At 62.1% G+C, this 11,254-nt stretch carries 18 protein-coding genes; 7 read left to right on the plus strand and 11 right to left on the minus strand.

Going from position 1 to position 11,254, the window contains the following annotated elements:
• The coding region (gene rph, locus AADA04_RS08470) for a ribonuclease PH (RefSeq protein ID WP_340692823.1) at positions 1–520 on the plus strand (520 nt) is incomplete at its 5' end.
• On the opposite strand, the gene AADA04_RS08475 is transcribed toward rph, so the two are convergent.
• The 6 genes from AADA04_RS08475 to AADA04_RS08500 form a co-directional block, all read right to left on the minus strand.
• Positions 517–960, minus strand: a complete 444-nt coding sequence (locus AADA04_RS08475) for a group III truncated hemoglobin (protein ID WP_340692824.1) — start codon at positions 958–960, stop codon at positions 517–519. The two genes, rph and AADA04_RS08475, sit on opposite strands and share 4 nt — an antisense overlap.
• Entirely contained in the window at positions 957–1,400 is a 444-nt protein-coding gene (locus AADA04_RS08480) for an Rrf2 family transcriptional regulator (RefSeq protein ID WP_340692825.1), read from the minus strand. Before AADA04_RS08480 ends, AADA04_RS08475 begins: the two co-directional genes overlap by 4 nt.
• A 2-nt stretch (positions 1,401–1,402) precedes the next feature.
• Complete coding sequence (locus AADA04_RS08485; protein ID WP_340692826.1) at positions 1,403–1,684, minus strand: hypothetical protein; 282 nt, start codon at positions 1,682–1,684, stop codon at positions 1,403–1,405.
• Between the two features lie 140 nt (positions 1,685–1,824).
• Positions 1,825–2,316: a CreA family protein gene (locus AADA04_RS08490; protein ID WP_340692827.1), complete on the minus strand. Its 492-nt coding sequence runs from the start codon at positions 2,314–2,316 to the stop codon at positions 1,825–1,827.
• A gap of 53 nt (positions 2,317–2,369) precedes the next feature.
• A complete protein-coding gene (locus AADA04_RS08495) occupies positions 2,370–2,609 on the minus strand; it encodes a helix-turn-helix transcriptional regulator (protein WP_045695373.1) in 240 nt (79 codons plus the stop codon).
• A gap of 11 nt (positions 2,610–2,620) precedes the next feature.
• Positions 2,621–3,142, minus strand: coding sequence for a DUF2975 domain-containing protein (locus AADA04_RS08500; protein WP_340692828.1), 522 nt, complete (start codon positions 3,140–3,142; stop codon positions 2,621–2,623).
• 138 nt (positions 3,143–3,280) lie between these two features.
• Between AADA04_RS08500 and rdgB the strand changes: the two genes are divergently transcribed.
• Together rdgB and hemW are read left to right on the plus strand one after the other, a co-directional pair.
• The gene (gene rdgB, locus AADA04_RS08505) at positions 3,281–3,883 is read left to right on the plus strand and encodes an RdgB/HAM1 family non-canonical purine NTP pyrophosphatase (protein WP_340692839.1); all 603 of its coding nucleotides are present in this window, start codon (positions 3,281–3,283) and stop codon (positions 3,881–3,883) included.
• The gene (hemW, locus tag AADA04_RS08510; protein ID WP_340692829.1) at positions 3,883–5,055 is read left to right on the plus strand and encodes a radical SAM family heme chaperone HemW; all 1,173 of its coding nucleotides are present in this window, start codon (positions 3,883–3,885) and stop codon (positions 5,053–5,055) included. Before rdgB ends, hemW begins: the two co-directional genes overlap by 1 nt.
• A gap of 70 nt (positions 5,056–5,125) precedes the next feature.
• Here hemW and AADA04_RS08515 read toward each other — a convergent pair whose 3' ends face one another.
• Positions 5,126–6,025 (minus strand): tyrosine recombinase XerC, encoded by a 900-nt coding sequence (locus tag AADA04_RS08515; protein WP_340692830.1) that lies wholly within the window; start codon positions 6,023–6,025, stop codon positions 5,126–5,128.
• Between the two features lie 172 nt (positions 6,026–6,197).
• Here AADA04_RS08515 and AADA04_RS08520 point away from each other — a divergent pair, with 172 nt between their 5' ends.
• Positions 6,198–7,250, plus strand: coding sequence for a YHYH protein (locus AADA04_RS08520; RefSeq protein ID WP_340692831.1), 1,053 nt, complete (start codon positions 6,198–6,200; stop codon positions 7,248–7,250).
• 240 nt (positions 7,251–7,490) lie between these two features.
• Complete coding sequence (gene opgC, locus AADA04_RS08525; RefSeq protein ID WP_340692832.1) at positions 7,491–8,678, plus strand: OpgC domain-containing protein; 1,188 nt, start codon at positions 7,491–7,493, stop codon at positions 8,676–8,678.
• Here opgC and AADA04_RS08530 read toward each other — a convergent pair.
• From AADA04_RS08530 to AADA04_RS08545, 4 genes are all read right to left on the minus strand, one after another.
• Positions 8,675–9,121, minus strand: a complete 447-nt coding sequence (locus AADA04_RS08530) for a YcgN family cysteine cluster protein (RefSeq protein WP_340692833.1) — start codon at positions 9,119–9,121, stop codon at positions 8,675–8,677. The genes opgC and AADA04_RS08530 overlap by 4 nt on opposite strands.
• Complete coding sequence (locus AADA04_RS08535; RefSeq protein ID WP_340692834.1) at positions 9,118–9,399, minus strand: GNAT family N-acetyltransferase; 282 nt, start codon at positions 9,397–9,399, stop codon at positions 9,118–9,120. Before AADA04_RS08535 ends, AADA04_RS08530 begins: the two co-directional genes overlap by 4 nt.
• Positions 9,396–9,683, minus strand: a complete 288-nt coding sequence (locus AADA04_RS08540; protein WP_340692835.1) for a GNAT family N-acetyltransferase — start codon at positions 9,681–9,683, stop codon at positions 9,396–9,398. The genes AADA04_RS08535 and AADA04_RS08540 overlap by 4 nt, the downstream gene beginning before the upstream one ends.
• 119 nt (positions 9,684–9,802) lie before the next feature.
• Positions 9,803–9,976 (minus strand): CsbD family protein, encoded by a 174-nt coding sequence (locus tag AADA04_RS08545; protein WP_340692836.1) that lies wholly within the window; start codon positions 9,974–9,976, stop codon positions 9,803–9,805.
• A 148-nt stretch (positions 9,977–10,124) separates the two neighbouring features.
• On the opposite strand from AADA04_RS08545, the gene AADA04_RS08550 reads away from it, so the two are divergent.
• Together AADA04_RS08550 and mnmD are read left to right on the plus strand one after the other, a co-directional pair.
• On the plus strand, positions 10,125–10,514 hold the full coding sequence (locus tag AADA04_RS08550) for a hypothetical protein (RefSeq protein WP_340692837.1): 390 nt from the start codon (positions 10,125–10,127) through the stop codon (positions 10,512–10,514).
• A gap of 38 nt (positions 10,515–10,552) precedes the next feature.
• Positions 10,553–11,254: tRNA (5-methylaminomethyl-2-thiouridine)(34)-methyltransferase MnmD (gene mnmD, locus AADA04_RS08555; RefSeq protein WP_340692838.1), on the plus strand; the 702-nt coding region annotated here is incomplete at its 3' end.

Here is an 11,254-nt window from a genome sequence, read left to right on the forward strand (position 1 = left end):
GGGCATCAGGGAACCAAGAGGGGGCCGCATGGCCAGTGATATCGAGATCGCCCGGGCGGCGACAAAGAAGCCTGTTACCGAAATCGGCGCAAAGCTCGGCATCCCCCCGGTCGACCTGACCGCGCTGGGCGAGAACCAGATCACGATCGACTGCGACGTGCTGCAGGCCGATGGCGGTACGCGTACGGCGTCGATCACCGGCGGCTTTGTCGCGCTTGCGCTGGCGTGCCGCTACCTCAAGTCAGAAGGCGTCATCCCGGCAGACCCGATTCAGAAACAGGCGGCCGCCATTTCTGTCGGCGTCTATCAGGACTTCCCCGTGCTGGATGTCGATTATCCCGAAGACAGCCAGGGCGAAGCGGACATGAATGTCGTGATGAGTTCCGATGGCGGCTTCATCGAAGTGCAGGGCACCGGCGAGGAGCGCCCGCTCAGCCGCAAGGAACTCGACGAGATGCTGCGCCTTGCCGAACAGGGCTGCAACATGTTGTTCGAGGCCCAGCGCGCCGCGCTCGCCTAATTGCGCGGTGGCAGGTTCGGCAGGCCGAACATGGCCAGCTGCAGGCTCTTGGCAATGCGTTCGGCCCGTTCCATGAAATAGGGGATAGCCTCGGCGCTGGGCGCGGTGTCTTCCAGCGTTTGCCGGAACAGGCCGAGCCAGATCTGGAAGTGGGACGCATCGACGCCTTCCAGCTTTGTATGCGCGGGCACCGGCTTGCCATTATAGCGCCCGGCATTCATGGCCACCGAGGCCCAGAAATCCTTCATGCGGGCGAGGTGAGGCCCCCAATTGTCGCCGATTTCCTTGTTGAAGATCCGGCCCAGTGTCGCGTCAGCGCGGACCCGGTAATAAAAGGTCTCAACCAGTTCCGAGATGTAAGCGTCATCAATGCCCATGCGGTCAGCATTGAGCTGGATGTCCCGGCGGCGTTCTTCGGCGGAGCGCAAGACATGGTTCATGCGGACTCTCCCATGGTGAGCATGTCGTGCAGCGGGGCATTGCCGCGCACGAGGTCTGCGATTGAATAGGAATCCAGGGCCCCGAAAAAGGCATCCAGCGCTTCGGCCAGTGCGCCGCGCAACCGGCAGGTCGGCGATATGCGGCAGCCACCTGCGCCCCCGGGAAAGCATTCCACCAGGGCGGCATTGCCTTCCATGCGGCGAACCACGTCACCCACCAGGATATCCGATGCCGCGTGCGCGAGGCGGAGACCGCCGGCGCGACCGCGTTCTGTTGCAATGATGCCTTCCTGACCGAGCGCCTGCGACACTTTCATCAAATGGTTCTTCGAGATGCCGAAGGTCTCGGAGATGTCTGAAATCGTGACACGGCGGTCCGTGTTCACGGCAAGATGCATCAGCGTGCGTAACGCGAAATCTGTCTGCATGTTCAAACGCATGACTAGGATTCTTCGTCCGAATGATGCGTGTCCCAGACAATCTCGTGGGCACCTTCGTCAAAGCCGTTCCGTCGGCCCAGGATCAGGACGGTGGACAGGACGCCTGCGACAACGAACGACACGACCGTACCGGCGAGCAGGGCCGTCCAGCCATGACCCGACATGTCGCTGCCCATGGACGACCGGCTGAACAGCCAGACAAGGCCCATGACTGCGCCCGTCGCGACGACGGCACCGACGGCGAGGCCGCCAATAAGCTTGGCGGCAAAACTGGGTTTGGGCATGGTCAGCTCCTTTGTGTGCGCCGCGCAGGATGTGGCGGGCGATCACCAAGCCAACCTAGGGATGTCCGGTCGGGAGGTCAATTAAACATGCATTTCATATGCATGTTATAAATTGACGCAGGCCACAGGCCGGATGGGGCCTATTGGGTCGGCTTTCCGCGGTCCCACGTCACGTCGCGTCCATAGAGCGGGACAGTCGAGAGGCTCATCTTGGCCGAGCCGTTTGTGATCTTCCGGCTGAACGAAACATACATCAGGCTGTCGCTGTCGGCATCATAGATGCGCCGCACGGCCAGCTGCTTGAAGATCAGGCTCTGGTTCTGGTCGAAGACCTCTTCGCCGGACTTGTCGAGATCGATGTCATGAATGGTGACCGGGCCGGTCTGCAGGCACGAGATCGACGAGTTGGACGGGTTCTCGAACCAGTTGCCCTTGCCGACCCGGTCCCAGAACCCCCGGTCGAAATAGGACAGGTGGCAAATGACGCCGTCGATCTTCGGGTCGGTCAGTGACTTGATCTTGATCTCGTTGCCGACCCAGTCATTCTTGAATTCGCCGACTTCCGAATTGCCGCCGCCGCATGCGGTGAGCAGGCCGAGACAGGCAGCGAGAGCGACGGGAGCAAGTTTCATAGGGTCTCTACGTGGGAGCAGGCGGCGGGTTCCGCGATGGGGTCGTACGGCCTCTATTCGGCGGCAACCCGTCGTCGGCCTTCCTCGCCTTCTTCGTCGAATACGAGCAGGTCACCCGGCTGGCAGTCGAGTTCGCGGCAAAGCGCCTCGAGTGTCGAGAAGCGCACGGCCTTGGCCTTGCCGGTCTTCAGGATGGACAGGTTAGCCAGCGTGACGCCGACACGTTCTGACAGCTCGGTCAGGGACATGCGGCGGTCCAGAAGCACACGGTCGAGGGTTACACGAATAGACATTTTCTACCCTCCTATATGGTCATTTTTTCTTCATCGCGCAGGCGTGTGCCTTCGCGGAAGACCTGGGACAGAATGAAAAGTGCTGCGACCGAAGCCCAGGGGATGAGGTCGAGATTGAAACCGATCTTGGCGTGATCAAAGCTGAACCCGACAACCAGCGCCACGGCAATACGTAGCAGCTGGGTGACCGCAATGGTCGCAGCCACGCGGCTGAGGCGGCTGGCATTCTCGGGCACGAACGGGTCGCCGTCGGCCAGCGTCGCCAGGATGCGGCGCAGCAGGACGCAGACATAGATGATCGCCGGGATCACGACGAGGCCGCCAATCAGGCCGGCGATCAGGGCCGGCAGGCTGTCAGTGCCATCCGTGATGGAAATATTCAGGGCGTCGATCGAGCCACCATTATGGTGGGCGAAAATGGCTGCGCCGACGCTGGCGAGGAACACGACCCCGATGATGGCTGTCATCCACATCACGATGGTCACAAGGACCGTCATGATCGCAGCCATCGAGTTTCTTGCCTGTTTGCTCATGCCTGTCTCTTCACCGTGTTGCGCTCATGGTCTATGGCGTAGGTGCGCTTATCGCAAAACCGTACACCTTTACCGTTTAACGATATAGGTATTTGCAGGTAAAGCAAGAATGGAACCATTTCAGAAACAGGTGTAAAAATTACAGTTCGCACGCTCACGCCCGGTCGCCTCGTTGCCGCAACCCACAACAAGGGCAAGGTTTCCGAACTGAAAGACCTGTTTGAACCCCTTGGATTCACTGTCGTTTCTGCCCTGGAGCTCGATCTCGACGAACCCGAGGAGACCGAAACCACGTTTGCGGGCAATGCGCTGCTTAAGGCGCGCGCGGCCATGCAGGCGACCGGCGCACCGGCCCTGTCCGACGATAGCGGCCTCGCGGTCACCGCGCTGGGCGGCGCACCGGGCATCTATTCCGCCCGCTGGGCCGGCGAACCCCGGGATTTCCACCGCGCCATGGAAAAGGTCGAAGCGGAATTGCAGGAGATCGGCGCCATCGACCGGTCGGCCAAATTCGTCTGCGTCCTGGCCGTTGTCTGGCCGGATGGACCCGAGGAAGTCTTCGAAGGCGAAGTGCACGGCCAGCTGGTCTGGCCGCCGCGAGGCGACCAGGGCTTTGGCTATGACCCGATGTTTGTCGCCGACGGGGAAACGATCACGTTTGGCGAAATGGACCCGGCCCGCAAGCATGGCATGAGCCACCGCGCTGCGGCCGTTGCCAGGCTCAAGGCGGCCCTGCTGTAATGGGCGAACAGTCGGCCCCTTTCGGTCCACAATATGGATTTGGACTCTACGTCCATTGGCCATACTGTTCCAAGATCTGCCCCTACTGCGACTTCAATGTGTACGCAGCGAAGACGCGGTCGGCCGAACCGCTGCTCAAGGCCATTGCGGAAGATATCCGCATCCACCGCCCGCGCATGCCGGAACATGGCGCGCTCGACACGGTCTATTTCGGTGGCGGCACGCCCTCCCTGCTGAAGCCGGGCGAGATTGCCGGCCTGCTGGCCGCCGCCGACGAGGCTTTCGGCATCAAGCCGGGCGCCGAGATCACGCTGGAAGCCAATCCGAACGACATCTTGCGGGCCGACTTGCGGGGCCTCGAGGCGGCAGGCGTCAACCGCCTGTCCATCGGCGTCCAGTCCCTGCGCGACAATGCGCTTGCCTTCCTTGGCCGCGATCATGACGCCGTCTCGGCCCGCGCTGCAGTCGAACGCGCGCTGCATGTCTTCCCGAATGTCTCGATCGATTTCATCTATGCCCGGCCCAGCCAGTCGATTGATGAATGGGGCGATGAACTCGGAGATGCGCTGGCTCTCGGCGCGCCGCATCTGTCGCTCTACGAACTGACAATCGAGCAGCGTACGGCGTTCGGCAAGGCGGTCGCGCGCGGCGAACTCATCCCCATGGAGCCGGATGCGCAGGCCGACCTTTACGAACTGACTCAGTCCATCACCACGCGGGCCGGCCTGCCCGCCTATGAAGTGTCCAACCATGCCGCCGGGCCGGAATTCCGCTCGCGTCACAATCAGATCTACTGGCATGGTGGCGACTGGATCGGCGTCGGGCCGGGCGCGCATGGACGCGTCAGTGTTGGCGGCAAGCGCTATGCCAGCGAGGCCGAAAAGCGACCCGAAGCCTATATCGCCAATGTCGTTGCGCTCGGCTCCGGCTGGGGCGAGGCGTCGACACTGTATCCGCTGGACATCGCGCGCGAGCTGATCGCCATGGGGCTGCGCGCCATTGAGGGCATCGACGTGCAGCGCATCGAGGCCATGTCGAACACGCCGGTGCCGCGCGACAGGATCGAGGCCTTTGTTGCCGAAGGCTGGGTGCGGTTCGATGGCGCAACCCTGTCGCTGACGCCTGCCGGCTGGCTGCTGGCCGATGCGATCACGAGCCAGCTCGCGCCCTGATCCTTTCGAGCGCTCATCCTGAGCGAAGTCGAAGGACGAGCCCTTTGAAACGGCAACCCGTTTACCCTGACTAGGCCCGTGGATGCGCGGCGGCGTGCACTTCGCGCAGCCGGCTGGCATCGACACCCGTGTAGACTTGCGTCGTCGACAATGAGGCATGGCCGAGCAGCGTCTGGATCGCGCGCAGGTCGGCGCCGGCGGCCAGAAGGTGCGTTGCAAAGGCATGGCGCAAGGCATGCGGTGTCGCGGTATCGGGCAGGCCAAGCACGCCGCGCAGTTTCTGCACCAGTCCCTGGATCAGGCGCGGGTTCAGCGCGCCGCCCTTGGCGCCCCGGAACAGCGGGCCTGATTTCGTCAGCGCATAGGGGCAGAGCGCGCCATAGGCATCCATCGCTTCACGCACGGCGGGGATCAAAGGCACGATCCGCACCTTGCCGCCCTTGCCACTGATGCGCAGCCGTTCAGGCGCGGGCAGGTCGGCGCCCGTCAGGCCCAGTGCCTCTGAAATCCGCAGGCCGCCGCCATAGAGCAGGCTCAGCACGGCGGCATCACGCGCGCCGATCCATGTCTCGCTGTCCGGGTCGGTTTCAGCTTCAAAGATCATGTCCTTGGCCGCCTCGATGGAAACAGGCCGGGGCAGGCGGGCCTTGCGCTTCGGTCCCTGAAGGTAAGCGATCTCGGCATTCTCGATATCGTGGGCCCGGCCCAGCCAGCGATACAGTGCCTTGATCGATGACATCAGCCGCGCGATCGATGCGTCCGACAGGCCGTCGCGCCGCCGCTGCGCCAGGTGCGCACGAATATCCCGCGCCTTCAGCCGCCCGAGCGCCTTCGGCGTCGGCTCTTCGCCAAGATGCACGCGCAGGAAATTGAAAAAGTCCGCTAGGTCGCTGCCATAGGCCTCAACCGTATTGCCCGCCAGCCGGCGCTCATGCTCCAGATGCGAGAGAAAGGCGGCGAGGGTGTCCATGCCGCCAGAGTGGCAGGGGCGCGTTAAGGATCGGTTGCGGGCAGATCAGGTATCCGTTTGCCCGCAGGCCGTTCAGTTCGGCCCAGTGCGGCGAAGGAATACTGGTGCCAGCGACGGATTTCGTTACTCTTTACGTTCGATTGGTCTGGATTGAAGCGCGATGGAGAACACGATGAGCCAACCCCTTGGCCGGCTGATGGTATTGGTGCTCGCTTTGGGGGTCACGGCGTGTTCAGGCGTTTCACCTGATGCTGGCCCGGACGAGACAGCACCCACACTCTCATCGTCCAGCGGCGCTGCGCTTCCAGGCATCGTGTCCCTTTTTGATGAGGCGGCTTTTGCGAGCGATCCCAAAGTCGTCGATTGCACGCTCTCGGACGGCGCCAAGGCCGAATGCCTGTCGATCACGCTGAATCCCGAACCTGTAGCTTTTGAAATAGGTCCGTGGTGCCCCCGTCATATTGACGACGGCCCTGACGTGTCCGGAATCTGGCTGGACGATGGGAAGGTCTACGATGCGGATGGGGCTTTCATCCAGGAACTCGACCGCTTTTACGACGATGATGTGTGGCAAATGTTTGATCCGGACACCGGCAAAATTCGCGTGACAGATACAAAGGTTGCCTGCGCGGCTGCCGCGCGCCCGGATGTCGACCCGGCTTACCAAAATTACTGTGTGGAATGCCAGGTTTCCTTTCTGGAGCCGGGACTGACGCAGACTTACGTTATCCCCATCACACCCGTTGCTGCCCAAAGCCTGCGACCGCGCGTTGACCATGCCGGCGTTGGGGTTGCGTTCAGTGGCGTCCGTCTGGATGCGTCCGCGCCAACGGAAGATATTCTGGCTGCGCATACGCTCGCGCCGTTTGACGATTGTGGCGGTCATGTTAACCTGCACGTAGGCTATCATCTGCACGCGGTGACTGACTGCCTGATCGAAGTGCCTGAGGAAAACGGCCATGCGCCGCGCATCGGCATCGCGATGGACGGATATCCAATTCGCGCCCGCACCAATGCCGATGGCAATGAACCAGACGATCTGGATGCTTGCCGGGGGCATGATGTAAGCGGGCTGGGATATCACTACCACGTCAATGCGCCGGGCAAGAATGCCATCATCGGATGCCATAGCGGACAAACCGGATGCACTTTGGAATCTGCCGACCAGAAATGTGATGCCTCAGGCGACGGTCTCCGTGGGCCTCCACCGCCGGGACGGGGTTAGGCTTGATTCAAAGTCGAAAGTGACGTCGGCCCTCAGGAATCATCTTCCCGGTCGGCGATGAAATCTTCCATGTCGTCCTCGAACACGATGTCTTCCGAAACCATCCGGGCCCCGTACGGAATTGCCGGTCTCGTGCACACGCTCGCCGCAGAAATGGTCATGCACGTCGCGCAGTGAGCAGGCGGGCCCGGAACTTGCAGAAGGCCCCCGAACTTGCAAATTCAGGGCGGGGAACAGTTAATGCGGTATCTTGGAATAGATTTGGCGCGGTCGGTTGCGATCTTCTTCGTCATCATCGGACATGCTTTGACAGCCGCAAACCTGCGCACCGAGGCCGGGGCATTCCTTGGCGGATTCAGCCTGTTCCTGTCTGCTTCGGCACCGGTCTTTTTCTGCCTGTTTGGCACCATGCTCCAGCTGGTCTATGCGCGAAAATTCGCGGCCGGACACAGCGTTGTGATCACACAGAGACTCTGGTCCCGCGCACTGCAATGCTGGACTCTCTATGCCCTGTCCTGTGCGGTGATGTGCGTTGCATGGCAGCTGTCCTTTGCCTATTGGGTGCGGTGCGCGATCTTCTTCACGGACACCTATTATACGGACATCCTGCGCTTTTACGCCGTCATGCTGGTGCTCGCGCCGCTTATGATCTTGGTCAGTGTGCGGATCGGCCTTTGGCCGCTGGTCCTGGTTGCCGGGGCCATTCACGCGGCCTTCCCGATTTTCTCGACCCTTGGCCCCATGGGCACCTTCACCGGCGCTGAAAATGTCTCGTCCTTCATCTACGGTGGCAACATGCTCAATCACAGCGCCCCGTCCATCCTTCACGGCTTCGGTTTTGTCGTTGCCGGCATGGCGATGGGCAAGGTGATGGCGGCGCGGCCCGGCCGGGAATTCCTGTTGTCAGGCCCTGGTTGGGGCGTGCGCGGCGCATTCATCGGGCTGGTCCTGGTCTGCGCTGCCTGGATGTGGGCGGGCCATTACAATGTCGCCGTGCCGGACGTGCGCGCCTATCTGCGCAATGCGAACCATCCCCTCTACCTGCTCACGGGGGTGGCGGCGACGGTCGTGTTCATCGACGTGTTTGGCTTGATCCGCCGCATGGCGAGTATCGCCTCCGACTCCATTTGGATGGTGTTCGGACGGACAAGCCTGTTCACGTTCGCATTCGGCAATTCATTGCTCTACATCGTCCATATCGAAGATCGGTCGGCGCCGGGAAACCTGGCACTGCTGATCAGCAGTGTCGCGGCTGTCATGGCAATGTCGCTGACCTATGCGCTGTTTCGCGACGCGCGGATGCTCAAGGCCGACCATTGGGCCGCCCGGCTCTATCGCGCGGTTGTCGATGAGGGTGCAATCGCTGTGGTGCGCTGGGTGACAGCCCCCGTCATGTCGCGGTCGGTCGGAACCGCCCGCAGCGCCTAGGCCTCGTCTTCCCAGTCGACGATGAAGTCTTCCATGTCGTCCTCGAACACGGTGTCTTCCGAAACGACCCGTCCTCGTACGGAGTTGCCGGTCTCGTGCACCCGCTCGCGGTCGCCGCAGACGAGGTAGTGCCAGTCGGGCAGGTCCTTGCCGTCCATCACGAGGCGATAGGCGCAGGTCTTCGGCATCCAGTTGATTTCTTCAATGCCGGCCGGGGTCAGCTTCACGCAATCAGGCACCTTCTTCTTGCGATTTTCATAATCCGAACACTGGCAGGTTCCGGCATCCAGCAGCGTGCAGTGCAGCTTGGTATAGGCGATCTCGCCGGTGTCTTCATCTTCCAGTTTCAGCAGGCAGCATTTGGCGCAGCCGTCGCAGAGGGATTCCCATTGGGCCTCATCCATTTTGTCGAGGGGAACGGTTTTCCAGAACGGTTCGCTCATGCCATCTGCGCCGCCCAGGCGGGCGTCTTCTCGATCAGGGCGGTGGCGAACCAGCATTCAGACGAAACCTTGTCGCCAGCGGCAATCGCATCTTCCAGCGCCCGCGCGACAAGGCGTTTGCCGAGCCCGCGACCGCCAAGCTTGTCGGGTACGATCGTGTGCGTGATGTGTATTCGCGCAGCGCCCGGCCGGTCATAGGTCAGGTAGGCTTCTGTCCCGTCGATCACGAGACTGTAGCGTTGCCGGTCCGCGTCATGGCTGATCGTTTCGCCGCTCATGCCAGGACGTCCTGCCATTCGGGGTGCTTGTTGATCTGTGCCTTGGCGAAGGGGCAGAGCGGGATGATCTTCACGCCATTCTTGCGGGCATCTTCCACGCCACGCTTCACCAGCGCCACGCCTACACCCATGCCAGCCAGCTCCTTGGGAACGCCGGTATGGTCAATGATGATGCGGCTGGTGCCGGCCTTGGAAAATGTCATCTCGGCCTCATGCCCGTTGACGACAGCGACGTAGCGTCCGCCCGTGGGGCCGTCTTCGAGGGTGATTGTGATGTCGGTCATGCGGCCTCCTTTAGGGCATTCGTTGCAGGATATATAGTGTCACCCTCATGCGCCGAGGCAAGAAAAAGCCGCCCGACGAGGGGCGGCCTTGGGAAGGTATGTAAAACCCGCCTTGGGGCTTACTTTTTCTTGAAGGCGTCTTTCACGTCGCCGGCCGCATTGCGGATATTGCCTTCGGCCTTGTCAGCTTTGCCCTTCATTTCGAGCGACTTGTCGCCCGCCATCTTGCCGGCTGCTTCCTTGACCGAGCCTTCGGCTTTCTTGGCGGCGCCTTTGATATGTTCCTTGTCCATGGGAAGTCTCCTTACATTCGGTCGCGTGATTGCGACCACTCAAGCAACGCATCACCCGCGAAATGGTTGGATTAAATCTCGGAGAGCCTGCAGGCGCGGGCGGGGATTTATCGTGGCCCCAGTGACGCAATTCGGTTAGGCTCACAGGATGAAAAAACATCTTGGACCCTACGGGCATGTGTCGCCCGGCGACGTCGTCTCCATACGGTTTGGCGGCGTGTTGCGGCATTATGGCGTCGCGACCACGCGCGGCACGGTCATTTCCAATTCCCGCAAGCATGACGGCGTCACCGAACAGTCGCTGGATGCATTCGCTGATAGCCGTTCGATCAAGGTTCACCGCAATGGCGAGGCCGACCATCCGATCGCAGCAGAGGCCCGCGCGCGGCGATCGCTTGGCGCGCCCTATCGTCTGGCCGGGTCGAATTGCGGCGATTTTGTTGGCCACGTCCACCGGCGCAAGCCGACGGTGACGCAGGTCGGCCGGGCCACAATAATGGCGCTGGGCGACCTGATCGGCAATTCACGTCGCCGCTGACCGGCGTCCCGCCGCCGACTGCCTGCGAGTAAATCACAATGCCCCGCCTGCTGACCCCTCCCGAAATTGACTGGCGCGAGGACGGCACCCCCGTCGCGCGCGCCCATGATGATGTCTATTTTACCGCCGGAGACGGCCTGGCGGAATCGCGCGCGGTTTTCCTCGCCGGCTGTGGCCTGCCCGATGCCTGGCAGGGCAGGGAAGTGTTCACCGTCGCCGAAACCGGCTTTGGCACCGGCCTTAACTTCCTCGCGCTCTGGCAGATGTGGGAAACCCATCGGCCCTCGCCGACGGCGCGACTCCACTTTGTCAGTTTCGAAGCCTTCCCGCTCCTGCCCGAAGACGCCGTGCGCGCGCTCGACAGCTGGCCCGAACTGGAAGAACTCGCCGCGCTGATGATTGCCCGCTGGCCCGGCCCGGCCAAGGGCGTGCGCCGCATGGTCTGGCCGGATGCCGGTATCTCGCTGACCCTGCATCACGGTGACATCCGGGAGACGCTGCCAGCCGCGCGCTTCCGGGCCGACGCCTGGTTCCTTGACGGGTTCAGCCCGGCCAAGAACGAGGAAATGTGGGGGACATGGATCTATCCGGAGATTGCCGCGCATTCGGCGCCGGATGCCCGGCTCGGGACATTCACGGTTGCCGGTGCGGTGCGCCGGGGGCTTGCCGATGCCGGGTTTGCGGTGAGCCGTGAGCCGGGGCATGGCCGTAAGCGGGAGCGGCTCGAGGCCACCCTTGCC

Source organism: Hyphomonas sp. (assembly GCF_037969335.1).
Taxonomy (GTDB): Bacteria; Pseudomonadota; Alphaproteobacteria; order Caulobacterales; family Hyphomonadaceae; genus Hyphomonas.

Coding starts and splice junctions, on each gene's coding strand:
- AADA04_RS08475 (WP_340692824.1), bottom strand. CDS start 960: ATGAACCATGTCTTGCGCTCCGCCGAAGAACGCCGCCGGGACATCCAG.
- AADA04_RS08480 (WP_340692825.1), bottom strand. CDS start 1,400: ATGCGTTTGAACATGCAGACAGATTTCGCGTTACGCACGCTGATGCAT.
- AADA04_RS08485 (WP_340692826.1), bottom strand. CDS start 1,684: ATGCCCAAACCCAGTTTTGCCGCCAAGCTTATTGGCGGCCTCGCCGTC.
- AADA04_RS08490 (WP_340692827.1), bottom strand. CDS start 2,316: ATGAAACTTGCTCCCGTCGCTCTCGCTGCCTGTCTCGGCCTGCTCACC.
- AADA04_RS08495 (WP_045695373.1), bottom strand. CDS start 2,609: ATGTCTATTCGTGTAACCCTCGACCGTGTGCTTCTGGACCGCCGCATG.
- AADA04_RS08500 (WP_340692828.1), bottom strand. CDS start 3,142: ATGAGCAAACAGGCAAGAAACTCGATGGCTGCGATCATGACGGTCCTT.
- hemW (WP_340692829.1), top strand. CDS start 3,883: ATGGGCGAACAGTCGGCCCCTTTCGGTCCACAATATGGATTTGGACTC.
- AADA04_RS08515 (WP_340692830.1), bottom strand. CDS start 6,025: ATGGACACCCTCGCCGCCTTTCTCTCGCATCTGGAGCATGAGCGCCGG.
- AADA04_RS08520 (WP_340692831.1), top strand. CDS start 6,198: ATGAGCCAACCCCTTGGCCGGCTGATGGTATTGGTGCTCGCTTTGGGG.
- opgC (WP_340692832.1), top strand. CDS start 7,491: ATGCGGTATCTTGGAATAGATTTGGCGCGGTCGGTTGCGATCTTCTTC.
- AADA04_RS08530 (WP_340692833.1), bottom strand. CDS start 9,121: ATGAGCGAACCGTTCTGGAAAACCGTTCCCCTCGACAAAATGGATGAG.
- AADA04_RS08535 (WP_340692834.1), bottom strand. CDS start 9,399: ATGAGCGGCGAAACGATCAGCCATGACGCGGACCGGCAACGCTACAGT.
- AADA04_RS08540 (WP_340692835.1), bottom strand. CDS start 9,683: ATGACCGACATCACAATCACCCTCGAAGACGGCCCCACGGGCGGACGC.
- AADA04_RS08545 (WP_340692836.1), bottom strand. CDS start 9,976: ATGGACAAGGAACATATCAAAGGCGCCGCCAAGAAAGCCGAAGGCTCG.
- AADA04_RS08550 (WP_340692837.1), top strand. CDS start 10,125: ATGAAAAAACATCTTGGACCCTACGGGCATGTGTCGCCCGGCGACGTC.